Genomic DNA, 23,374 nt, shown 5'->3' with positions numbered 1-23,374 from the left:
ATATCCGGTTACGAGCGTACTGATCTGCCGCTGCACAACTAGGTGAGCAGTGTTAAGGCATACTCAGAAAACCTTTCTTCCATTTTCTGATTTTCGTACGGAATGATGTAAATGGAGCAACCGAATTAATATGTATCCATCGAGCCATCGGCCAATTCTGCTTATCCCCTGTCCAATTGCGAACCCCTTGTATGAATAATGCCTCATCGCTATAGCTATCAATCCAATTCACCCACAGCTGTACGGCATCCTTGAGTTGATTGCGCAATTCAGTTAATGAGTAAGATGAATAATGCTCGTAGAAAGATAGATATAATTCACCGAGTTGATTCCACTTATAGTCTAGAGAAGGCATATTTACGATTTCGCCTTCCTGTTCCTGCTTGTCCCACCCCATAACGAGATGCAGCCAGCCTAATTGATAGGCGATGATCTCGGCTGGAGTTCGATCTACCCCAGTGATCCGCACATCCCTTGCACTGTCCTCGATATCGTTGAATTCTTCATCAAACCGCCTGTAGGTATATTGGATTGCATCAATTAAGGCAGCCTTATTGTTGTAATGATATGCTGTCATTGTGTTATCCCTCCTATTCAGTTCCTGTATATAGTATGACATTGGTAACCTGACAACTGGATGTCAACAATAAATGAACTTTGGAAATTTTGATTTCGCTGTAGAGTCTGTAGAGTTGGAAAGTTCCTTTTGCAATCGGTGATATTCATAGGCTTTAATGGGATTGTTCCAAGATCCATGTCTGTCTATTGAGCTTGTTTTGAAATGTCTGATAGAGTAGTGATAGCAATAATGGCAATAAAAGGATTTTGGTCTATATCATAGTACATTACAGGAAGGTGCTTGCTAGGGATGAATAAGATGTTTGCCACGCTAAGTGCAGTCATCGTATTAGCATGTTCATTACTAATATACCATTTTGTAATGGATGATTCGCATGTTGAACGTACCAATTCACACAGTCAATTATCGCTTATCGATGCACTGCATGTTGGAATGGTAGCGGCAAAAAAGTGGAATCCCGAAGCTGTCCTACTCTATGTGACAAGCGTGGATGACGGGTTAGGGAAGACAAGTGGACAAGAAGGTACAAGGAGTCGATGGAATTTACAAGTGGGTGCCCCTGCGAACAAGCGCGCTGTTATTGCGATTCGGGATGGAAAGGTGGATAAGGTCATACCTGGAATAGGTAATTACAATTCCGAATGGATGGTATCTACCGACAAGGTCAAGATTGACAGTACTGTGGCAGTACTCAAAAGCATACGTTCAAGACATTTGCTGCCTGGAGATGGATGGGCTAACGGCTATCACTTTATTCTTCAGGCAGGAGAAGGATTGACTACAATTTTGGTGATTGGCCGAGATGATCAAGATCAACTGCAGCAGATCGAGTTCGATGCTGTAACGGGGAGGATATTGTCTGGACAAGGGGAGTGATTAAGATGAGAAAGTGGTTTGCAGCCATAATCATGTCAGCAGCACTTCTAGTTACCGGAGTATCTACAGCGAAGGCGGATATCACGTATATGAATGAAGATTTTACTGCTTATACAGGGGCAGCAGGAGACAATAACCCGGTGTTTGCTGGTGGAAAAGCTGCCTACATCGGTGGTGTTGCTGTGCATCCGACAATCTGGGGGGCGGGAAACTGGAACAAGCCTGTTTTTCCGTTTGGTACAATGATTGTATTAAATAATAATGAGAGCATATCGATTCCAGGCGGTTACGTGATAAACACGTTTGTTGTGGAAGATACAGGGGATCTCAAGAATACAGCTAAACTCTCATATCGTTGGATTGATGTCTATTTCGGGAAATATAGCACTGCCAATCATCAAGCGGCTATTAACTTTGGCAAAAAGAAGCTCAGTTATACGGTAATATCTTAATAACTATTGGAATAGGGTACTACTGGAATCAGCATTTCTCCATATCTAAGGTGAGATGCTGTTTCTTTCTGTTTTCAAGCCTTGCCTATGACGTTACGTCATAGTGTACATTGAAGGTATTATGACGAGAGGAGATGTCCTATTGAATGAACACATGTATACCGTTAAAGCTTTTGCAACACTAACTGGTGTTACAGAACGCACACTTCATTTTTATGATCGGAAAGGGTTGATGGCTCCTTCTAGTTACAATGAACATGGACATCGTCTGTACAGTAAGGATGACATTTCAACCATGCAGAAAATTATTACTCTCAAATATTTGGGGTTTTCTTTACAGGAAATCGCGGATTACCTTGCGAACCACGATTCACCTCAAATGCGCGATACACTGCAAAAGCAGAAGGCTATGCTCGCGAAAAAAAGAGGAGAGCTTGACTATGTAATCAATACGATTACGCGGGTGGAGCAGATCATGCAAGATGAAGATTTAGACAGTGACCTGTTACTAGCGATCATCCACTCGATCCATCGTGAAAAGGAACAAGAAGAGTGGCTATCAGACCGATTGCCACAATCAGTTATCGAACATGCGCTTCTAAAGCATCTTTCCCCACAGGAACGACTAAAATTCGAGAGGGAAATGCTCGCAATTGTGAATCAATTGCAGCATTATTGCAAATTAGGAGTATCGCCATCCGAAGTAGTGGTTCAGCGTACCATCGAGCACATGATTACGACTATGAATGAACACATTGCACCACATTATCAGGAGAAAATAGCGGAGTTAGATCTCGATGATCATTCGCTGCTTTACGTGTCCATATTCTCCAAGGAAGTAGAGGATTACATCAAAGAGGCCGTGCATCGATTTGAGGAAAATCAGTTAAGGAGGAGCTGAAGATGTCAAGCATCGTATCAGATGTACGTCATCTGATCTATTATTCGATTATGATTTGGATGAAGAAACCAGGTAAGGAGCGGGGAGAGGCATTCTCCTATCATCAACATTCTCAGTTGAAAACCATGGCCATCTTTTTATCCATTTTACTTATAATCGAAGGTGTATTGTTTCATTTTCTCGTACAAATGTGGAGTGAACTTGCTGCATGGATCCTTTCAGCTATTAATATCTATGGACTGTTCTATTTGATGGCACTATATAAATCTGCGAAATACTTGCCACACCTAGTTGTGGACAATCGAATCATTATTCGTTGTGGTTATCAAAACAGGATTGAAGTGCCCCTGAACAATGTTGCCGTCATACAGAAGGCCAAAGAAATCAGCATGGGGGAGAAAATTCCGAAAGATATGCATTATGCCGTCATTATCTGTGATTCCCCACAATACGAAATTGTTCTAAAAGAACCAATCGAGACAAAAGGGTTGTTCGGGAGGACGATCCCGAAACGTTCCGTGGTATTCAGGTGTGATAACCCGGAAGCTTTGCTGCTGAAGCTAAATCAAGGAATCCAACATGCTAATGGGGGGTGATTCGTCGAGATAAATCAGATGTTACTGGAAATAAACTGAACTTTCTTAGCGTTCAAACGTACTATCCTATAAGTACATAATTGGGGAGGCATAAGAATGAAGAAAAGCTTGTCTTTGGTATTGGCAATAAGTATGGTTGTTGCAATGCTTGTTCCGACGAGCGCAATGGCTGCAGCTTCAAATGGGGGCTTGAATTACTCCGCTACTAAAAAAGTTGCTACTGAAAAAGCTTCACTGTTGACGGACACTTTCGGTACGACAAGTGTTCAATATGCACTTATTGATCATGGTAACATCGTAGTATCTGGGCAAGCCGGTAAGAATGATGCTCAAGGAAAAGTACCACTGTCGAAAAACACGATGTACGGAATCGGATCAACCAGCAAGGTATTTACCACGGTAGCCGTTATGAAACTGGTTGAAGAAGGAAAGGTAGATCTAGATACTCCTGTTGTGCAATACATCCCTGAATTTACAATGAAGGATGAGCGGTACAAGAAGATTACACCGCGGATGCTGTTGAATCACTCTTCGGGGCTCCGGGGATCAACGTTAGGAAATAGCTTCTTGCTTGGGGACAATGACACGATTAACCACGATACGATGCTGGAGCAATTGAAGAAGCAGACGCTGAAGGCTGATCCAGGTGCATTCTCTGTTTATTGCAATGATGGATTTACATTAGCTGAGATTCTGGTAGAACGGGTGAGTGGAATGGGCTTTACTAAATTCCTTCATCAATATATTACAGAACCAGCAGCTATGTCTCATACAAAAACACCATTGGACAATGCAGATAAAACAAAGTTTGCAGGCACGTATCACCCTGCATATGAAGGGCAGCTCCCTACGGAAAACGGCAATGTCATCGGTGCGGGGGGAATATACTCGACGGCTGAGGATTTAGTTCGTTTCGCGCAAATCTTTACAGGGGAGAATGACAAAGTATTGTCGTCTACATCTGTTAAAGCAATGCGTCAAGAGGAATATAAGCGCGGATTCTGGCCAGAAGGAGAAGTAGACACGGTTGTGAACTATGGACTTGGATGGGACAGTGTAAAGCTCTATCCATTCAATAGATACGGTATCCAAGCTGAGAATAAGGGCGGCGACACGATCATGTATCATGCTTCGCTGGTTGTACTTCCAGAGCACAATATGGCAGCGGCCGTCTTGTCTTCAGGTGGATCCAGCTCGACGAATGCGATGTTGGCGAACGAGATGGTGTTGCAGGCATTGAAAGAGAAAGGTACGATTAAGGAGTTACAACCTGCTAAGTCATTCGGCAAGCCGAAGAAAGCAGCAATGCCAGCTGATGTTGCCAAGTATGCAGGTTATTATGCGTCAACCAATGTTGTCATGAAAGTGGCCATTGCCAAGAACGGCGAACTGTCTATCACTTATAATCAAGCGCCTGATATGCCTGCAGCGAAGTATGTATATACAGCAGACGGCACATTTATGAATGAAGAAGGAACGACGAAGATACGGTTCGATGCGAAAGACAATGGACGTACTTATTTATGGCAAAGTATGTACCTAGATGTACCAGGACTTTCTCAACTAGCTCTGACTCAGTATACTGGCGAGAAGCTTGAGAAAAATGATATCTCCAAAGAAGTTGAATCCGCATGGACGAAGCGCATAGGCAAAAAGTATTTTCCAGTGAATGAAAAATATAGTTCCCTCACTTATTTGCTTATGGATGGGGGTAAAATCAATAAACACGCCGATCTGCCTGGTTACGTGGACGATAAGACCATTACAGGCCCGGATTCGGCAAGTAATCAGGTGCAAATCCCAGCTATGGGCGGAAGGGATACTATGGAATATCAGTTCTTCACAAAGGACGGAGTGGAGTACTTAGATAGTTCAGGGTATATTATGGTATCAGAGGATACAATTAAGCCCTTGTATCCAGGGTCGAAATCTACAGTAACCATTCAAGAGGATGGTTATGCAAGATGGTTTAAGCTGCCAAAAGCAGTTGCTGGGAAGAAGCTGACCTTTACGACAATGCCTAAGCAATCTTCATTTGCAGTGTACAATGAGCAGGGGCATGTCGTACATTTCTCCTTATCATCAACAGGGAAACAAGGAATTGAATTGCCAAGCGGTGGTACCATTGTATTTGCTGGTGGAGCGGGAGCTAAGTTCGAAGTCTCGATTAAATAAGCAGAAGCAAGAGCAATCATTTCTTAATATGAAATCATGAGTCACTAGGTAATGATATAGCTGATAAGCCGCTGGATATATATCCGGCGGCTTTGTTTGTAGATATGCTAAGCAATTGTTGTTCTGCGGATCATGATGAAGGTAAGTAAAGAATGGATAACCGCCAAGGCGAAAAAGTAAGAAGCAAGCTGCGCAGCTGAATGGCTGCCGAACCATGAGAATATGTTGCCCCACCAGCTGTAGTACGTGCAGAGATAACTGAAGATGGAGGAGATGGCAAGGGTGACTGGAAATAAGATAAACATTCCCGTGCGGCCAAAACGACGGAAAAACATAGCGAACATGAATCCTAAAGTAGACAAATGAGCAGCTGTTGCGAAGTAAACCCACCATTGTTCGAGCAAACTCCCATCCGTAATATAAGGCAGGGAAAAGAAATGAAAATTTGCATCTAGCATTTGGGTAATACTTCGTTCACCAATAGACAATAATATCACAATTGTGGCTACAGTTACGCTGGCTATCAGGAACATTAATATAGTCCCGAAATAATAGTCTTTTCTGCGGATGCTTATTCCAAAAGCGAATGAAAAGTTCTGGGTCACGGCTACAATGCCGAGAATCAGTAAATAGATAAAAATGGAGACCACACCGCCGCTGTAGTAGCCTTGTTCCGGTTGAAGCAAGTAACCGATCAACACGTTGATCAGAAAACTAGGAAGCAGTACAAAGCACCACGGAGCGAAAAACCACATGATGTGATCCTTGCTGTACATTTTCATAACGGTTGTTACTCGATTCATCGCGTCTCCACCGCCTTGCGATCAGATTTTCTTTTTGTGAGGTGAACAATAAGCTGCTGCAGGGATACTGTTGAGAGATCAAGGCCTAACGATGCGGCTTGTTCTCGGATATGAGAAGTTAGATTGCCCAGCACGGTTGCAGACAATAGTCCGCCTAATGGCTGCCGATTGATGATGGTATGGCCTGAGATGAATGACTCGACCATTTCTCGCTGACCAACGACAGAGTAGGCACGGCCACGCAAAGCATCGCTTTCCTCATTCAAAATGATCCTTCCTCCATCGATCACAATCACATGCTCTAAAAATTGACTGACTTCATCAATTAAATGTGTGGACAGTACGATCGTTCGCGGATGTTCCGCATAATCTTCAATCAAGCGGTCGTAGAACAAGTTGCGAGCTACTGCATCAAGTCCGAGATAGGGTTCATCGAAAATGGTCAGCGGAGCTCGACTTGCCAATCCAATAACAATGCCAACGGAAGAAAGCATCCCGCGTGACAGCTTCTTGATACGTCTCCTTAAAGGAAGATTGAAATCATTCAGCAGTTTGCTCGCCAATTCCTGATCCCAATTCGGGAAAATGGAGGGGCAGAGCTCAATGACATCAATGACTCGAAAACTGTCTGGATACTTCTGGCTTTCCTTAATGAAGCAAATCTTGCTCAGAACGCGATTATTCTCATAAGGCGCTTCTCCGAAGACAAGAAGTTCACCGCTTGTTGGAAACAACTGCGCCGTCAGCATATGCATTATCGTTGTTTTTCCTGCGCCATTGCGCCCAAGCAGGCCATAAATTTTGTTAGCTTCGAGTGTAAAGCTAACATCGTGTACGACAGTAACATCACCGAATGACTTGGTTAATCCCTGAACTTCAGTAATGGTTCTCAATTCGTTCGATCTCCTCTCTGAATCATGTCTGTTAATTGTTCCTTGGAAATGCCAAGCTTCTCTGCCTCGCGGATCATGGATACCACATACTGTTCGTAAAAAAGTTCTTTCCGCTTTTCCATGAGTTTTGCCCTCGCTCCTGTCGATACAAACATACCTATCCCACGCTTTTTGTACAAAATGTTCTCATCAACCAGCACATTGACGCCCTTAGCCGCAGTAGCGGGATTGATCTGAAAAAAGGAAGCAAATTGATTCGTTGAAGGGACTTGCGATTCTTCAGGCAATCGACCTTCGATGATGTCATCCTCAATCCGTTCGGCAATTTGCACAAAAATGGGGCGGCTGTCGTCCATTGTGACTGTCATATCTACACCACCAAATTGGTTAATTACTCATGTAACTAACTATATAACTGGTGGTGTTATCTGTCAACCCACATTTACCCAGTTTCTGATGTGGTTGATGTTGTAACCTGTTTGTTGAATAGGGAAAAGGGATGTTGCTAACGCTGCAGGAAATACAAAGACTCGCTTCCGGAATGGGAAGCGAGTCTATTATTCGAAGTGTGTTGTATGTAGAAGGAATCATGGTTTTATTGCTGCGTTCCACCAAAGAAAATAGATAGTAGAAATGCAAACGATAAGAAAGTACATAGAGGCACATACAGCCAGGTATCCATTTTTGCAAATTTCGTTTTGCTGATTCGCTTGAACAACCCGACATAATTGAAGTCGCCTATGACTCGCAAGGCGAATACGACAGCGCATATCCATGCGCCTGCTTGCAGGAGAACAGCATTGAAACGAAATGAAATGTAGGATGCGCGCATAAGTAAAATGACGGCTGAAAGGGCAAGAAGAACAGCAATGAGCAGGGTCATTCCCGGTCGTGGAGAGAATGTGCGCTTGCCATTTTTTTCGGGAATTACAGCTGTTGTGCCCCATGTACCACGGCATGCCCAATATACATGGAGCAGGCTGATGAGATATAGGATACAGGCCGCAACAAGACTGATTACTGATACCATCAACGATTCCTCCTTTTTTACTGAATGTAGGTTTGAGCGATGATATTTGCTGAAAGGCAATGCTGATTGACAAAGAGGACGGTAAGAGCATTTTAGATTGATAACAAAAGTTCTTACGTGATAAGATGGTTGTAATTATTTCTGGTAGATGAAGAAATGATTGCTAATTTCATTATAGATCCATTTATCAATTGGTCAATAAGGGAGAAGAACGGTAGAAATGGAAAGCACATATGAAGAAGCAGTTCAATTGAGGGCTCAAGGGCAAGCCGGGCAGGCGATAACAATCTTTGCACAATTGCTGGAGAAGGACCCGAATAATGCCGAGCTGCTGTATCAAATGGCATGCGCACACGATAACTTAGGATTAGAGAAGCAGGCGGTGCCCTATTATGTAGCAGCTCTTCGCAATCAATTAGGTGAATCTCATCGACCTGGAGCTTTATTAGGCCTAGGAAGCACCTATCGGACACTGGGCCAATACGAAAGTGCGAAGGAGATATTGGCGCAGGGTGTGAGTGAATTCCCGAATCACAGAGAGCTAAAGGTGTTCTATGCAATGGCACTGTACAATGTTGGTGAGCATGCAGAAGCGATGAAATTGCTGCTGACAGAGTTAGCAGATACGACGAAAGATGCAGGAATTGCTAGTTTCGAGAAAGCAATTCGTTTCTACGCAGATAAGCTGGATCACATATGGGATGAGTAGACAAAATGAGTTTTCATTTATGTCTAGAATGGCATACCTGAAGAAGCAGGATTTAGTCATGTTTTAAAACGTTCACGAAGAAGCAAACTTGTGGTATGTTGTGCAGATACCCGAAGAAACATGATTCTGTCATGTCTCTTCGGGAAATAAGTTTGTGGACTTTTTTCGAGTACAGATTTCGTATTCTACGTTTACTCTGATCGTATCCTTTCTTCAATTCCTCTTATCAGCAATCATATGTTTTGTTGCTCGGCACATTCATTGAATGATCTGAACTTGGATCAGAACTTGCTACTGCAAAGTTGTATGCTGAGCGAAGGGTTTTATAACCGCCCATCATAATGCCAAGCGCAAGCACACCAGCTGCAATTGCCACCGTGAACCCCATATGTACACCAAAATGATCCACCATCCATCCAGCAATCGCAGAGCCAAGCGCAACCCCGATACCAAGTCCTGTTGTTGCCCATGTCATTCCTTCGGTTAACTGATGTGAAGGAACGATCTTCTCCACCAATCCCATCGTGATAATCATCGTAGGTGCGACGGACATACCCGCAAAGAAGACAGTAATCGCCAATGTAGTTAGATTGTTGACGAAGAATAGAGGAAACAAGGTTACCAATGCAAGACTAACCGCAATTGCAAATTGACGATACAACGGCATGTTGATTGTAAGTGTGCCGAAGATAAGACCTGCCAAGCATGATCCGATTGCGTAGACAGACAGGACGTAGCTGGCTGCGATGGTGTTCCCCTGCTGTTCGGCAAAGGCAACACTTACAACATCCACGGTTCCAAATATCGTGCCGATTGCAGCAAGCGTAAGAGCAAGCAAGCGCAATGCACCGATTTTGAACACAGATCCCTGACTCGTGTTATGCTGCGGCTGTACTGCCGGTTCACTGCTCTTTTGCATCGTAAATAGTACAATGCCAAATGCCATAAATAAGCATGCGGCGAGAGGGCCAGCTTCTGGGAAAACGGACACGCATAATCCAACGGAAATGACAGGGCCGATAATGAAGCAAATTTCATCGACGACGGATTCAAAGGAATAAGCAGTATGCAGTTTGGGCGATCCCCGATACAGCTCCGTCCAACGTGCACGCACCATTGCGGGCATGCTGGGCATGCAGCCAGCCATGATTGCGAACAGAAAGAGCGTCCAATCGGGCGCGCCTAATCGTGCACATAGCAGCAGAGCCGATATGGAGATAATGCTTAACGCTGCTGCGGGACGAAGAACTCGTGATTGCCCCAACCGATCAACCAATCGGGATATTTGCGGGGCAATCAGCGCCGAAGCGAAGGCAAAAGTGGCAGCGATGGCTCCAGCGAGACCGTATTCTCCGCGCATTTGAGCAATCATGGTAACCAAGCCGATTCCAGTCATAGAGATCGGCATTCTTGCGATAAATCCAGCGGCAGAAAAAATAAGAGAACCCGGAGCAGCAAATAATTCTCGATAAGCACGTAACATATTACAATGTTCCTCCTAGCTGAAATAGGGTAGTTTCCATTTACATACGAAGCGTATGCAAATATAATATTAACATACGGGACGTATGTCAATAACAATCGAGGAAAAATGCGGTATGAAATGATTCGCTCTTGTATGTTATAAATCTTGTTAATTTCAAATTTTATTGTAGAATAGAACGAAATATAAAACTGAGCTAGCATCGTGCAAACTGCATAACGGTGCAGGAGGGAACATGGTTCGAAAAGCAAGAAAAGAAATGATCGAGGAGACAAAGGGAAAGCTGCTTGAAGCGGCAAGAGAAGCGTTCGGAACAATCGGCTATGCCAATACGTCGATGGATGAGTTAACTGCTTCCGTAGGATTGACGCGAGGTGCGCTGTACCATCATTTTGGCGATAAGAAGGGTCTGCTTGCGGCAGTTGTTGACGAAATTGATCAAGAGATGGATAATCGCCTTCACGATATTTCGAATGCGGCAGCAACGTCATGGGAAGGCTTTGTTGGTCGATGCCGTGCGTATATTGAAATGGCAATTGAGCCGGAAATTCAGCGCATCGTACTTAGAGACGCGCCTTCCGTGCTTGGGAATGGATTTACTCATCCTTCTCAGTCTCAATGCTTAGCGACAATGGCAACAATGCTTCAGCAATTTATGGATGAAGGAATCATTGCGGTTACGGATAGTCATGCATTAGCACGGATGTTGAACGGCGGGCTTATGAACGCAGCCTTCTGGTTAGCTAATTCTCAGGATGCGGAGAAGGAGCTGGCCGTTGCGTTGCACAGCTTGGGAGTTGTATTAGACGGTTTGCGGATGAAATCAAAGTAGCTGAATCGATCATGTAAATCAATGAAATCTTTAAAAGATGATGAACAAGTAATCTCAGGAGGGAATGATGATGAAGCAAATTATTGCAATGGGAGGCGGAGGATTCTCGATGGAGCCGGAGAATCCCCTTCTGGATCTGTATGTCTTGCAGCAAGCTAGTTCGGAAAATCCGAAAGTATGCTTTGTGCCAACAGCAAGCGGAGATGCGGATGGGTATATACAGCGGTTTTATAAGGCATTTGGAGAACATACATGTGAGCCTTCCCATCTGTCATTATTCAACCCTCCGACGACGGATTTGGAAGACTATGTGCTGAGCAAAGACATCATGTATGTTGGCGGCGGCAATACACGCAATATGCTAGTGTTGTGGAAGGAATGGGGATTGGATGCCATTCTGAAGAAAGCATGGGAGCAAGGCATTATTTTGTCTGGGTTAAGCGCTGGCTCCATCTGCTGGTTCGAAGAAGGAGTAACAGATTCGATACCCGGGGAGCTGACCGGATTAACTTGCTTAGGTTTTTTGTCGGGAAGCAATTGTCCGCATTATGATGGGGAACAAGAGCGGAGACCCAGCTATCATCGGCTAATGCAGGAAGGCAAGGTTGGACATGGCATAGCTGTTGACGATGGTGTAGGTGTTCACTATTTGGATCGGAACATACATCGAGTGATCAGCTCCAGACCGCATGCAAGAGCCTACTGCGTAGAATCCAGAGATAGAATCATAACAGAAAACAAGCTAGTTCCCGTGTTCTTAGGTGAATCATAGGTGACGCATAGGAATGACATAGGAAAACAAAGAGAAACAAAGAGAAACAAAGAGTAGCACATAGAATCTAGAGAGACCTAAAAAAGTAAGAACTATAAAAAGAAGAGAAAGAAATAGAGAAATATAGAGAGATATCTCAGCGAAAACCATGCAGGCGCAATTGAGAACGCAAGGGATACTCGTACGCCATTTTATGATGCCTCGAACGGAACATTTCCTAAGAGTGTCAATCGGAACAGAAGAAGAGATGGAGCGATTTGTTGAAGCCTATGAAGTTATCTTGAAGCATTCAATCTCGTAAAATTCCATGCATCATTCAAATAGAAGAGCAGATCGTTAGATAAATAAACGATCTGCTCTTCTTTAATTCTATCCGGAATGATGCTTATACGCAATATGGAACGGGATAGCTGCCAATGCCGCAAGTAATGCTTATGATATCTCCGTTACGCCATGCGGTTAGGCTGACTTGCTCATCAATCGCCAGTTCACAGATGGCTGCTTCCAAGTCAGAGTAGCTAGAAATGGTCTTGTTGTTGATGTTCACTATGATGTCACCAGGTTGGAGTCCAGCAACAGCGGCTGGTGAAGAATCCTTAACCGACAATACCTTGGAGCCAGCCGGCTGCCCGTCTTGCGAATGAACAGTCATATGCTGAATGCCGATCCATGTTCTCCACATTTTTTCTCGTGAATCCTGACAGATCTCGTATACGTTCTTCAAGTTGTGAAGGAAGAGAAGGGTTCCATACGCCATATTGTCGGCAATCGCTTGTCCCGCATCTCCAAAAGGAAGTTCAAGGCGGTACTCGATTGAAACTCGAACGCCAGCAGCCTCTTGGGTAAGTGTGGTAATGGTCAACGACATATCCTCGCCTTGCAGAATGAGATGCTTGCCGTGTTCAATTTCAGTAATGACGCCTGAAGTGCTCGCTCCCCATCCATGATCCAGTTCCATTCGACCGCCAACACGGAAATCAACACTTGCTTCCTTGGCATACCACCGAGTTAATTGTTCTGCTTCTGTTAATGCGCTCCATACCTTCTCAAGGGGTGCTTCGATCAGCATATCTCTCTTCACGGATTGTAAGCTATTCATTAGTTTTCCTCACCTTCCAAAAATGTTTTGAGTCGAGTTAAGCGATCTCCTAATATGTAACCCATATCTTGCAAAAGGGATTGATAGGCAGATTGCAACAAGGCTTGCTCCAAACGGTAAATTCGATATTTCCCTTGCTTCTGCTCGCTGATCACTCCTTCTTCTAATAAAATTTGCAAGTGCTTTTTAACGGCGGGTTGAGAGATGTCGAAAAACTGAACAAAATCCGATTGCGTTCGATCGCCTTGAGCAAGCATTTGAAGAATCGTCCTGCGTGTCGGATCACTTAGAACACGATAAATATCCGTAATATTCACCTCACACATAACTGTATGGTTATATGTTATTTCAATGAAAAGGCCATTGTCAACAAAATCGTTAACAAAATTTACATTTAATTTGGTAATATATCACTTGTGTGTGACTGTACATGTGAAAGAGTTGTTTAATAATTTGATATTTTCAAGGCAGATAGGCAGATTTATAGGATTCTATGTCGTTAGAAAATAATTAGGAAATATTTCTTACGAGGGTGGCCAGATTATGATTACGAAAATGCATGTGGAGAACATGTTGCAGGAGTATATGGATGATACAGCTGATTCCTATCATTCCGTATGGATAAAGTGGACACGACGCTTCGTATTGCAGAAGAGGGGTCATGGCAAGAAGTCAACGAGCGGCTGCGCTGGATGCATTACGAGCTGACTCGCGACGATATATTGGAATTCTTGGAAAGCTAGCAGGAGGCGAGGGAGATCACAATGGAATGCTCTATTGTTCTCCCTCATAAGTTGACAGCATATTTCGTATTTCATTTATGACTTTGTCTCGAAGTTCTGCTGGTTTAAGAGCTTCCATAGCAGCACCAAATCCTAGGATTATCACTGCTGCTGAATCAAGTGTATGGAACTCGACGTCTGCACATGACCAACCGTTATGATCGGGTTCGATATGCAACCATTTTACGTATCGTTCATGCTTAAGGCGCTGGAGTAATTCATCTCTTACACGAATTCGTGCGGAGTACCGAGGCAGGGTAGACGTAAATTGCTTCGTGGATTCCTCCCAATAGCGAGCCAGATCGAATCCGTCAGGACGAGCAAAGGCTTCATTCAAAACTTCTGCGTTGCGTATCCGTGAAATGCGATAGCTGCGGAATCCATCTTCTACTTGAGCCACGACATACCAAACCCCTCGTTTGGCAACTAATCCTAGCGGCATGATGTCTCGAACCACAGTACTGTCATGACGTTCATAGGTGATGCGGAGCTTATGCTGCATCCATACAGCCTCCTGAACGATTGATAAGCACTGAGTACCCTCTTTCGTTTGGCGCCATCCCGCTCCATCGATGTGTATACGTTCTCTAGCGATGTCGGCGTCTCTCCTCATTTCAATCGGACTTGCGGCAAGCAATTTATGATAAGCATTGTCGAGTTCTTGTCGAAGACCGAGATCGTCAACTAATGACGAGGATTTCATTAAGAGCAATGACATCAATTCTTGCGGCTTCATTCCCGTCAATTGCGTTCGATACCCTTCTGATAAGGACCACCCTCCGTAGGAACCACGCTCAGCGTAGACGGGGATACCGGCGATACTGAGTGATTCCATATCCCGCATAATGGTTCGTTCGGAGACCTCTAATCGGTCGGCGAGGTCTCGGGTTGTCATCTTCCCGTAGCTTTGCAGCATGAGCAGAATCGACAGTAAACGATCAGCTCTCAAGCGAACTCATCCTTTCTTGGTTGCAAGGTGATCTTAGTGTATCATATCCAATATGACAGTTGCTGTCATATATGTCCCGATATAATGAGATCGAAGACATGTCGATTGAGGAGGACAATTCATGAAGCCATTACAAGACCAAGTTGCGGTAGTAGCAGGAGCAACCCGCGGGGCAGGCCGTGGGATTGCGGCGATGCTTGGAGAAGCTGGAGCAACCGTATATTGTACGGGGCGGAGCACACGATCCCTCCAATCCGATATGAAGCGCAGTGAAACCATTGAAGATACGGCAGACATCGTGACGGCTTACGGGGGAGTCGGAATTCCAGTGCGCGTGGATCATACGAAGGAAGAAGAAGTGAAGGCTCTCTTCGAACGAGTTCGCAGGGAACAGAATGGCCGTCTTGATATATTGGTCAATGATGTATGGGGAGGAGACCCATTAACCGAATGGGGAACGCCGTTCTGGGAACATTCGCTTGCGGGCGGTCTACTCATGCAGGAGCGTGCGGTTCACTCGCATATGATCACAAGTTATTATGGATCTCCGCTATTGGTAGCGCGTAAGCAAGGGCTCCTTATTGAGATTACAGACGGCGTTGACTATCGTTATCGCGGCAATCTGTATTACAGCTTAGCTAAGGTGTCAGCTATTCACTTAGCAGCAGCGATGGCGGAAGAATTGCGCCCACACGGAGTAACTGCTGTAGCGGTTACGCCTGGATTTTTGCGTTCGGAGGCGATGCTTGAACTCTTCGGTGTGACGAAGGAGAATTGGAAGGATGCGGTGAAGCAGGATCCGCATTTCATCATGTCGGAAACACCGATGTATGTCGGAAGAGCAATTGCGGCGCTTGCGGCAGATCCGAACAAAATGGAAAAGACGGGGCAATCCCTTAGCTCGTGGGGGTTGTCTGACGAGTATGATTTCGTAGATGAGGATGGGAACCGACCTCACTGGGGCAACTATGCTGCAGAACTTGGACTATAATCTGTCATACGGCAAAGGGAGCGAAAAGCTCAGGTATATAGCAGCAGCGAATCGTCCATATAAATAACAATGCTGCAAATGAGAGGCATCCCGACCAATGGGATGCCTCTTGCCTCTTGCTACCTAATTTTGTTTTTCGTGAACGATGAGACAAGTGCCGTTCGGTAATGGAACAGGCCTCAATCACCATTACATGTTGAGAAATATATCAATTCCGACTGCGTAAGATCTACTCATTTTACATCAGGAAGAAGGAGAGAACAGATTTTGCATAACTACCATTTCAAATTTAAGGCATTCATTTTGATTGACGGTCTTGGTTCATATAGCGCATAGTAGGACAGAGACATGAAACTGTGAGGCTAATAACGCTATTTGCACTTTCTATCAACAAGAATATCATGACGGAAAAGGGGATGAGATATTGAGCAGTGATGTGAATGGTGACGTGAACGTGAATGAGCAGACATGGAACGAGATAATCCGTATTTTTGACGAAGGAACCAACCGCATTAACGTCTTGTTCGTTGATCCTGCACGAGCACAGAATACAGTATCGAGTCTGCAAGTAAGCGAAAATAGTTATATAGGCGCGATTGCGCGTCATTCGGGAGGTGTCCTAGTAGATGGCGGTTGGATTAAGCTGCTTGGCTCCGGAAATGATGCTGTATTTGGCGATTTACTGAGCTGGAATGGCTTTGGTAATGACATTGGCATCACTCTGCTACATGGTGCATGCATAATTGCTTATGACTTGGCAGGTGGTTTCTTTGCCTTGAATGGCGGCTGTTTCGCTAGCGAAGGACATAACGTCTATTATTTTGCCCCGGATACATTAGAGTGGGAGGATACGGAATTGTCTTACTCCGATTTTTGTGAGTGGCTGGCCAATGGGGACTTGGAGCTTTTTTACCGTACATTCAGATGGGATGGCTGGGAAAACGATATAGCAGCGCTGAAAGGAAATGAAGCAATCAGTTATTATCCACCGTTGTGGACGGAAGAAGGCTCGGCGGAGCGCAGCAGCAGAAAAGCTGTCCCTGTTGCCGAATTGTGGAACTTATACATACAACAACATGCGAATGGAATGGAGAACGAACAATGACGAAGAACAAGATCAAATTAGCTGTTGTAGGTTTAGGAAATATGGGGAGGTACATGATTCGAACCATTTCCAATCCAGGGTTGGCAGAAAAGGTGGAGCTGGTTGCGATATGTGAGGCGAATGCGGCTGCACATGAACAATATCAGAAGGATTATCCGCATGTGCAGTACTATACAGACTATTCCAAAATGATAGAAGAATTGGATATCAATCTTTTATACGTATCTGTCCCTCCTGCCTATCATTATGATTTCGTATGCGCGGCATTACGCAAAAAAATTCATGTCTTCTGTGAGAAGCCGCTTGCTAACAATTTACAAGAAGCTGCTGAATTGCTCAAGCTGGCAGAAGAAGCGAACGTTGTTCATGCTATTCATTTCTCGATGCCACACGAGCCATCTGTGAAACGAATGGAACGGATGATTAAGGAGCAGGCCATTGGAACGATCCGCAGTATGGAGCTTATCTTGCATTTTCCGACATGGCCGCGCAGCTGGCAGCATAATAGCTGGATTTCGACACGAGCACAGGGTGGATTCGTGTTAGAAGTAGGCGTTCACTGGATTAACGTTATACAGAAACTGTTCGGCACGATTACGCATGTACAGAGCGAGTTGGAACTGCCAGCGGATGAAGAACGCTGTGAAACAGGGATACGCGCAAAAATGCTGCTGAACAGTGAGGTTCCGATCTATGTGAATGGCTTATCGGGCATGGCAGGCGCGGAACGTGTTTCTCTCGTTGTTTATGGCAGTAAAGGCACAATTGCCCTTGAAAATTGGAGTGAGCTGCATGTTGGAGCAATTGGACAGCCACTGGAGAAAGTTGCCGTTGAAGAAATCGAGCAAACTCCGATAGTCGCTCAGGTCATTCGGGCCATTCACGGAGAGCATGCAGATTATTTCGATTTTCGTGATGGGTATGAAGCTCAGGCTGTCCTGGAGGCGTTGCGACATCCGGCGTCGCCACAGCTTGCGGACATTCGGAAGGCAGTAGAATGAAGATGAACGAGGAGCAGCGAGGATGGATTGAACGAGCAGAGCAATATGTCCACGAAGAGCTGTGCCGCGACAGCAGCGGGCATGATTGGTGGCATATTGTTCGGGTAAGGCGCCTGGCAGTCCGCATCGCAGGTGAAGAAGGAGCGGACGTGCTCATATGTGAAATGGCGGCGCTGCTTCACGATGTGGCAGATGCCAAGCTTAATCCGGATCATGACAGCGGCTTGCAGAAAGTTGCACAGTGGCTGGAGTCAAATGGCGTCGATTCAAAGATTCGCGACAAAGTCCTTTCGATCATTGCGAATATGTCCTACAATGGCGGTCATAATCCGCCAATGGACTCGATTGAGGGACAAGTCGTGCAGGATGCAGACCGATTGGACGCAATGGGGGCAATCGGAATCGGACGCACATTCGCATATGCTGGATGCAAGGGTCACCTTATGCATGATCCCTATCTTGCTCCTAGGGAAGCGATGACCGAAAGCGAGTATAAGCAGCAGCCTTCCACGGCCATTAATCATTTCTCCGAGAAGCTGTTAAAGCTGAAGACGCTCATGAATACAAACAGTGGCAAACAATTGGCTCATAAGCGTCATCTTGTTATGGAAGAGTTCTTGGAGCAATTTCATAATGAATGGAATGCAGAAGATGATAAGTGAGCCGTTAATCCTATAACATTACACCTCCAATCCTTCTTGCAGCGGAAGATGTTAGTATCAAGTTGGATGAAGCTTACTACAACCTACAACCTTATATGGATTCGATAGCGTGCGAGGAGACCGACTATTTTGAATTGGGACAAACGGCGGGGCAAATGCATCTTGTCATGCAGCATGAGGATAACATCCCAGATCAGCCAGATCGGTATGACTTGGACGCGACATGGAATCGAGTGCAAAAGCGATACCGTGATGAGGAAGCAGAATGGCTGTGTGAACTCCAGGCTCCAGTCACGCAAGCAATTTCCTACCAGCATGAGAAGAATGGTATGATTCATGCCGACCTTGGCATGTGGAACGTCATATATACGCATTCAGGATGCCGCATCATTGATTTTGGTGAAGCGCGTTACGGCAATACTCATTTTGATCTTGCTGCCCTGCTGGATTCTAGTGTGAAGTGGACTGGCGAACAAGAAGATCGTATTAGGTCATTGCACAGTTTCATAGAGGGATATATGCTATACGGGAAGGTAGACGCTGACTTACTGCTAGAAAATATCCACCTCTGGATCATGAGAGGGGTGGTTGTGATCATAGATCGTTACGGTCTAGAGCAGCGTACCCATCAATATTGCAGCAGGAGTACGCAGAAGTTGACGCATATGAAAGAGATCGTAGAACGTCTCTATCTAAACAGGTAAGAGTATATGAATCAATAGGAGGCAAGGACATGAATCAACAAGATACATGGACAGCAGTTGATCATTACTTTAATCAGCAACTCATTCCTTCCGATCCTGTGCTGGAAGCGGTACTGGCAGCAAATGCCGCAGCAGGCTTGCCGGCTCATGATGTATCGCCCAATCAAGGCAAACTGCTGCATCTTCTGGCCAAACTTCAAGCTGCTCGAACGATATTAGAAATCGGCACATTAGGCGGCTACAGCACGATTTGGTTTGCCCGTGCACTGCCGCAGGATGGCCGGGTATACACGCTGGAAGCCAGTCTCAAGCACGCTGAAGTCGCACAATCGAACCTGCTGAACGCAGGCGTAGCGGATAAAGTGGAGATTCGAACAGGACTTGCCGCTGATTCGCTTGCTCAGCTTGAAGAAGAAGCGCGCGGTCCCTTCGATCTTATTTTTATTGATGCAGACAAGCAGGGCAATCCGGAATATTTGAAATGGGCTTTAAAGCTATCCCGTCCGGGAACGCTCATAATCGGGGACAATGTCGTCCGCGGCGGCGCTGTCGTGGACGAGTATAGCGATGATCCAAGCGTACTAGGCGTGCGCAGCTTCTTCGAACTGATTGCTGCGGAGCCTCGCTTAAATGCTACGGCGATCCAAACCGTTGGAAGCAAAGGCTATGATGGATTTGTTAGTGCGTTAGTAGTCGGTAAGTAGTCGAAGAGTGAATAAAATGAAGAACAGCCCTGTTCTCAATTGAGGCAGGGCTGTTTGTGCTAGAAGCAAAATTGGAAGCATGTAGAGCCTTGATGGAATCAGAACAGAATCTGAGTATCAAGGCTCTTCTTTATGACAAAATAACTCCTGAGCTGTTCGTATGAATAATTGGACGGCAAGTGAACATTCCGTTAGGGAAGGGGCAGCTAATAAAATCTCTCTTCGTACTATCGGATCGAGCTCGCGTGTCACTATATGAGGAGGTGTAGTAATCAGTGATAATTCTGATAAAATGGCCACTCCCAGCCCTTCCTGGATCATATTGAGCAGAGCCCCCGTGTTATGAACGACAAACTTGATATTCATACTGGTTTCCGTCTTCTCAAAAATGTCAATGATGGGGATTTCATTACCTCCCTTGCAAATGATGAGCGGTTCATCATTCAGATCTTGAATGCAAATAATGGGCTTGTGACATAAGGGATGATCTTCCCGCAACAGTGCAACCATCTTGTCACTATACAGCGGTATGGCTTCAAATTCATTATTAGGCTGTGTAACAATACCGACGTCTATCTCGCGCGAAGCTAACCATTTGTTAACCTCGTTTATTGTCCCTTCATACAGTTCGATTTCCAACTGAGGAAATCTGTGCTCGATACGGCTAATAATCTTAGGTAAGAAAAAGGCAGATGCGGTTGGAAATGAGCCAATGCGGATCGTGCCAATCTCTAATCCCTTCTCCGCAGCTGCCTCTTGCTCCAGCTTCTCAATTCCATTCATAATATCGCGAATATGGATGAGCATGCGCCTTCCTATATCTGTTAGCAGTATGCCGTTCTTTCGATCACGAATCAGAAGAGTAACGCCTAGATCGGCTTCCAAACTTGAAATGGCACGGCTAACTGCAGGCTGCGTCATATGAAGAATATCTCCGGCTTTTGTAAAGCTGGAAGTTTCAGCTACGGTCAAAAAAGTACGCAATTGTGTAATGGTCATAACAATTTTGATATGCTCCTTATAACAATGATTCATTTTATTTATGCACATAAACAATATAACATGATACATGGAGGTGTAAGTAAACTTTTACAGATAGAATGGTAGGGAAGGAATGGATGAATATGATGAATCAGCTGTCCAAACATAAAACGATCTTGCTGCTTGTCTTTCTTGTGATTATGTGGGGCGTGAATTGGCCCTTGACGAAAATAGGCCTTCAGTATGCGCCGCCATTGCTATTTGCGGGGCTGCGTACCTTTATCGGGGGGATCATTTTGCTCCTGCTTGCGCTGCCGCGATACAAAAGCCTGCGACTCAAGGAAACGTGGCCCATTTATTTAGTGTCTGCCTTTTTGAATATTGTGCTGTACTATGGCCTAATGACATTCGGTTTGCTCTATACGCCTGCAGGGCTTTTTTCGGCAGTTGTATTTCTTCAGCCTGTCTTGCTAGGCGTGTTCTCATGGCTATGGCTGGGCGAATCGATGCATCCGAGAAAAATGTTCGGCTTAGTGCTTGGGTTCTTGGGTGTTGCCGTCATTTGTGCGTTTGGCATTATTGGGCATGCATCGGTGATTGGAATCGGTCTCGCACTTGGTACGGCACTTAGCTGGGCATTCGGAACCGTCTATATGAAGCGAATTAGCGAGCGTGTCGACTCCCTGTGGGTCGTATCGCTGCAGCAAACGATTGGAGGCTTGCTGCTAACGGGTTCGGGAGCATTCATTGAGAACTGGTCGGATATTGTATGGAACTTGTCGTTTATTTTGAATTTATTGTTTATATCTATTTTCGTAATCGCATTAGGCTGGCTGACTTACTTTGTACTGATCGGGTCTGGGGAGGCCAGCAAGGTGGGGGCCTATACTTTTTTAATTCCACTCATCTCGAATGTCGCAAGTGTCATATTTTTGCATGAACAATTTACGTTCAATTTGGTAGTAGGGCTTGTCTTCATTTTGTTCAGCATATACCTTGTTAATGTGAAGTCGAGACGAGAAAGGTCATTAGTTGCAAGGTAAAGCAGGGTACGGGGAGGATGCGGGTTGTTTGCTCGAATAGGTACGTAAGCTATAACTTTATATGATACAATGAGAACTGAAATTCATATCATAATGTCAGCGGTTAATTGATCCATGGAGGAACGAATCATGCAACTTATACAACCAGATCGCGTTCAACAGCAGCTGCAAAGCTTACAGGATAAGTTGTTATATGCGCATCTTGAGATGACTACTGGTGCTTATGCGGCACATCGGGATAAATCAAAAATGACAGCATCCGTGTTTTTTAAAAATGCCCCCGTCCGCTATTCACATGGCACATTGGCAGGAACAGGCCCTTATCGTATCGGCCTAAAGACAGAGCAAGGGTGGATTTATGCGGAAGGGCTGACACATTGGGAAGAGAGCGACGAGAAACGCCTGATTATGGCTGGCCATGATTCGGAGGGACGTTTGCTTGTCAGCTTCATGCTTAGTGAGCAGCCATTCTAAGGAACAAGCCTTCTCACTGCTGATTGCGAATGATCATTATTAGGAGACAACTGAAGAGGGGACATCAAATGGAATCACAACAGCGCATTGTCGTCGTGCTGCCTCATCCCGATGATGAAGGGATTATGGCAGGTACATTGGCGAGACATATTCATCAAGGCATGACCGTTACTTATGCATGCTTGACATTGGGAGAGATGGGGCGGAACATGGGTAACCCTCTCTTTGCCAATCGGGTGACATTGCCGCTCATCCGCAAGCAAGAATTGCTGGAGGCGTGCAAGCGGATCGGAATCGAGGATGTCCGCATGTGGGGGTATCATGATAAAACGATTGAGTTCGAAAAACAGGAGAAGCTGGCGCGAAGAGTTGCAGACTTGCTGGTAGAGCTTAAGCCAGCGATTGTATACACGTTCTATCCAGGACATAGTGTGCATCCAGATCACGATGCAACTGGAGCTGCCGTCGTGCAAGCGGTGAAGCTGCTGCCTGAGAGCGAGCGCCCTACAGTACTGTGCATCGCATTTTCTTCGAATCGTAAGGCTGTGCTAGGCGAGCCGGGCGTAGTGAATGATGTTAGTGACTTTGTCGAGCAAAAGATTTATGCCATTCATGCCCATCAATCGCAAGTGAGGTTCTTATTAGACCATGGAACGTTGGACGATCCGGCATTTCGAGCTAAATATAGTAAGGAAGTATTCTGGGAATATCGGTTTGTCGATTAGTATAATGCCAATTGTAAGAGTGATAGCACTCGATTTATGAAGCTGACGGCAG

Annotated in this window: 29 protein-coding genes; 19 read left to right on the top strand and 10 right to left on the bottom strand. The window is 45.1% G+C overall.

The window, feature by feature from the left end:
• Positions 1–52: 52 nt before the first annotated feature.
• On the bottom strand, positions 53–577 hold the full coding sequence (locus M3661_RS09680) for a ClbS/DfsB family four-helix bundle protein (protein ID WP_065292555.1): 525 nt from the start codon (positions 575–577) through the stop codon (positions 53–55).
• Positions 578–868: 291 nt separating this feature from the next.
• Here M3661_RS09680 and M3661_RS09675 point away from each other — a divergent pair, with 291 nt between their 5' ends.
• From M3661_RS09675 to M3661_RS09655, 5 genes are all read left to right on the top strand, one after another.
• A complete protein-coding gene (locus M3661_RS09675; protein ID WP_065292554.1) occupies positions 869–1,456 on the top strand; it encodes a hypothetical protein in 588 nt (195 codons plus the stop codon).
• A gap of 5 nt (positions 1,457–1,461) precedes the next feature.
• Positions 1,462–1,908: a hypothetical protein gene (locus M3661_RS09670; protein ID WP_021253549.1), complete on the top strand. Its 447-nt coding sequence runs from the start codon at positions 1,462–1,464 to the stop codon at positions 1,906–1,908.
• A gap of 142 nt (positions 1,909–2,050) precedes the next feature.
• Positions 2,051–2,809 carry a MerR family transcriptional regulator gene (locus M3661_RS09665; RefSeq protein ID WP_251484117.1) on the top strand — a complete coding sequence of 253 codons (759 nt, stop codon included), beginning with the start codon at positions 2,051–2,053 and terminating at the stop codon, positions 2,807–2,809.
• A gap of 2 nt (positions 2,810–2,811) precedes the next feature.
• Positions 2,812–3,405 (top strand): hypothetical protein, encoded by a 594-nt coding sequence (locus M3661_RS09660; protein ID WP_251484116.1) that lies wholly within the window; start codon positions 2,812–2,814, stop codon positions 3,403–3,405.
• Between the two features lie 96 nt (positions 3,406–3,501).
• Complete coding sequence (locus tag M3661_RS09655) at positions 3,502–5,580, top strand: serine hydrolase domain-containing protein (RefSeq protein WP_251484114.1); 2,079 nt, start codon at positions 3,502–3,504, stop codon at positions 5,578–5,580.
• Between the two features lie 107 nt (positions 5,581–5,687).
• Here the strand turns inward: M3661_RS09655 and M3661_RS09650 are convergent, their stop codons facing one another.
• The 4 genes from M3661_RS09650 to M3661_RS09635 all read right to left on the bottom strand — a co-directional run bounded on the left by M3661_RS09650 (position 5,688) and on the right by M3661_RS09635 (position 8,306).
• Entirely contained in the window at positions 5,688–6,383 is a 696-nt protein-coding gene (locus M3661_RS09650; protein ID WP_065292550.1) for a hypothetical protein, read from the bottom strand.
• Positions 6,380–7,276, bottom strand: coding sequence for an ABC transporter ATP-binding protein (locus tag M3661_RS09645; RefSeq protein ID WP_251484113.1), 897 nt, complete (start codon positions 7,274–7,276; stop codon positions 6,380–6,382). The genes M3661_RS09650 and M3661_RS09645 overlap by 4 nt, the downstream gene beginning before the upstream one ends.
• A complete protein-coding gene (locus tag M3661_RS09640; protein WP_021253543.1) occupies positions 7,273–7,644 on the bottom strand; it encodes a GntR family transcriptional regulator in 372 nt (123 codons plus the stop codon). Before M3661_RS09640 ends, M3661_RS09645 begins: the two co-directional genes overlap by 4 nt.
• Before the next feature lie 227 nt (positions 7,645–7,871).
• Entirely contained in the window at positions 7,872–8,306 is a 435-nt protein-coding gene (locus tag M3661_RS09635; protein ID WP_021253542.1) for a DUF3995 domain-containing protein, read from the bottom strand.
• Positions 8,307–8,526: 220 nt separating this feature from the next.
• Here M3661_RS09635 and M3661_RS09630 point away from each other — a divergent pair, with 220 nt between their 5' ends.
• Positions 8,527–9,015 (top strand): tetratricopeptide repeat protein, encoded by a 489-nt coding sequence (locus tag M3661_RS09630; RefSeq protein ID WP_065292548.1) that lies wholly within the window; start codon positions 8,527–8,529, stop codon positions 9,013–9,015.
• Positions 9,016–9,241: 226 nt separating this feature from the next.
• Here the strand turns inward: M3661_RS09630 and M3661_RS09625 are convergent, their stop codons facing one another.
• A complete protein-coding gene (locus M3661_RS09625; RefSeq protein WP_251484112.1) occupies positions 9,242–10,498 on the bottom strand; it encodes an MFS transporter in 1,257 nt (418 codons plus the stop codon).
• A 235-nt stretch (positions 10,499–10,733) separates the two neighbouring features.
• Here M3661_RS09625 and M3661_RS09620 point away from each other — a divergent pair, with 235 nt between their 5' ends.
• From M3661_RS09620 to M3661_RS30715, 3 genes are all read left to right on the top strand, one after another.
• A complete protein-coding gene (locus M3661_RS09620) occupies positions 10,734–11,330 on the top strand; it encodes a TetR/AcrR family transcriptional regulator (protein WP_065292546.1) in 597 nt (198 codons plus the stop codon).
• A gap of 70 nt (positions 11,331–11,400) precedes the next feature.
• Positions 11,401–12,102 (top strand): Type 1 glutamine amidotransferase-like domain-containing protein, encoded by a 702-nt coding sequence (locus tag M3661_RS09615; RefSeq protein WP_251484111.1) that lies wholly within the window; start codon positions 11,401–11,403, stop codon positions 12,100–12,102.
• A 148-nt stretch (positions 12,103–12,250) separates the two neighbouring features.
• Positions 12,251–12,403: an aminotransferase class I/II-fold pyridoxal phosphate-dependent enzyme gene (locus tag M3661_RS30715; RefSeq protein ID WP_397376507.1), complete on the top strand. Its 153-nt coding sequence runs from the start codon at positions 12,251–12,253 to the stop codon at positions 12,401–12,403.
• An 84-nt stretch (positions 12,404–12,487) separates the two neighbouring features.
• Here M3661_RS30715 and M3661_RS09610 read toward each other — a convergent pair whose 3' ends face one another.
• The gene (locus M3661_RS09610; RefSeq protein ID WP_251484110.1) at positions 12,488–13,201 is read right to left on the bottom strand and encodes an SRPBCC domain-containing protein; all 714 of its coding nucleotides are present in this window, start codon (positions 13,199–13,201) and stop codon (positions 12,488–12,490) included.
• The gene (locus M3661_RS09605) at positions 13,201–13,527 is read right to left on the bottom strand and encodes an ArsR/SmtB family transcription factor (protein WP_285852943.1); all 327 of its coding nucleotides are present in this window, start codon (positions 13,525–13,527) and stop codon (positions 13,201–13,203) included. The genes M3661_RS09610 and M3661_RS09605 overlap by 1 nt, the downstream gene beginning before the upstream one ends.
• A gap of 217 nt (positions 13,528–13,744) precedes the next feature.
• Between M3661_RS09605 and M3661_RS09600 the strand changes: the two genes are divergently transcribed.
• A complete protein-coding gene (locus M3661_RS09600; protein ID WP_251484109.1) occupies positions 13,745–13,909 on the top strand; it encodes a hypothetical protein in 165 nt (54 codons plus the stop codon).
• A 66-nt stretch (positions 13,910–13,975) separates the two neighbouring features.
• Here the strand turns inward: M3661_RS09600 and M3661_RS09595 are convergent, their stop codons facing one another.
• Positions 13,976–14,932, bottom strand: coding sequence for a helix-turn-helix transcriptional regulator (locus tag M3661_RS09595; RefSeq protein WP_251484108.1), 957 nt, complete (start codon positions 14,930–14,932; stop codon positions 13,976–13,978).
• A gap of 121 nt (positions 14,933–15,053) precedes the next feature.
• Between M3661_RS09595 and M3661_RS09590 the strand changes: the two genes are divergently transcribed.
• The 6 genes from M3661_RS09590 (at position 15,054) to M3661_RS09565 (ending at position 20,099) form a co-directional block, all read left to right on the top strand.
• Positions 15,054–15,923, top strand: coding sequence for an SDR family oxidoreductase (locus M3661_RS09590; RefSeq protein ID WP_251484104.1), 870 nt, complete (start codon positions 15,054–15,056; stop codon positions 15,921–15,923).
• Between the two features lie 424 nt (positions 15,924–16,347).
• Complete coding sequence (locus M3661_RS09585) at positions 16,348–17,028, top strand: DUF2625 family protein (protein WP_251484101.1); 681 nt, start codon at positions 16,348–16,350, stop codon at positions 17,026–17,028.
• A complete protein-coding gene (locus tag M3661_RS09580; protein ID WP_065292540.1) occupies positions 17,025–18,029 on the top strand; it encodes a Gfo/Idh/MocA family protein in 1,005 nt (334 codons plus the stop codon). The genes M3661_RS09585 and M3661_RS09580 overlap by 4 nt, the downstream gene beginning before the upstream one ends.
• Positions 18,026–18,691: an HD domain-containing protein gene (locus tag M3661_RS09575; protein WP_311279551.1), complete on the top strand. Its 666-nt coding sequence runs from the start codon at positions 18,026–18,028 to the stop codon at positions 18,689–18,691. The genes M3661_RS09580 and M3661_RS09575 overlap by 4 nt, the downstream gene beginning before the upstream one ends.
• Positions 18,692–18,825: 134 nt before the next feature.
• Complete coding sequence (locus M3661_RS09570; protein WP_065292538.1) at positions 18,826–19,395, top strand: phosphotransferase; 570 nt, start codon at positions 18,826–18,828, stop codon at positions 19,393–19,395.
• Positions 19,396–19,424: 29 nt separating this feature from the next.
• Positions 19,425–20,099, top strand: coding sequence for an O-methyltransferase (locus tag M3661_RS09565; RefSeq protein ID WP_251484099.1), 675 nt, complete (start codon positions 19,425–19,427; stop codon positions 20,097–20,099).
• A 117-nt stretch (positions 20,100–20,216) separates the two neighbouring features.
• Here the strand turns inward: M3661_RS09565 and M3661_RS09560 are convergent, their stop codons facing one another.
• Positions 20,217–21,098, bottom strand: a complete 882-nt coding sequence (locus M3661_RS09560) for a LysR family transcriptional regulator (protein WP_251484089.1) — start codon at positions 21,096–21,098, stop codon at positions 20,217–20,219.
• A 128-nt stretch (positions 21,099–21,226) separates the two neighbouring features.
• On the opposite strand from M3661_RS09560, the gene M3661_RS09555 reads away from it, so the two are divergent.
• The 3 genes from M3661_RS09555 (at position 21,227) to bshB2 (ending at position 23,322) form a co-directional block, all read left to right on the top strand.
• A complete protein-coding gene (locus tag M3661_RS09555) occupies positions 21,227–22,123 on the top strand; it encodes a DMT family transporter (protein WP_251484894.1) in 897 nt (298 codons plus the stop codon).
• Between the two features lie 129 nt (positions 22,124–22,252).
• Positions 22,253–22,597: a YojF family protein gene (locus M3661_RS09550; protein ID WP_021253524.1), complete on the top strand. Its 345-nt coding sequence runs from the start codon at positions 22,253–22,255 to the stop codon at positions 22,595–22,597.
• Between the two features lie 68 nt (positions 22,598–22,665).
• Positions 22,666–23,322 (top strand): bacillithiol biosynthesis deacetylase BshB2, encoded by a 657-nt coding sequence (gene bshB2 / locus M3661_RS09545; protein WP_065292535.1) that lies wholly within the window; start codon positions 22,666–22,668, stop codon positions 23,320–23,322.
• The last annotated feature ends 52 nt before the right edge of the window (positions 23,323–23,374 follow it).

It is taken from the genome of Paenibacillus sp. MER 180, from assembly GCF_023713665.1.
GTDB classification, from domain to species: domain Bacteria; phylum Bacillota; class Bacilli; order Paenibacillales; family Paenibacillaceae; genus Paenibacillus_B; species Paenibacillus_B suaedae.
Note: the sequence above shows the minus strand (reverse complement) of the source record. Positions and strands in the feature narration are given on the sequence as shown.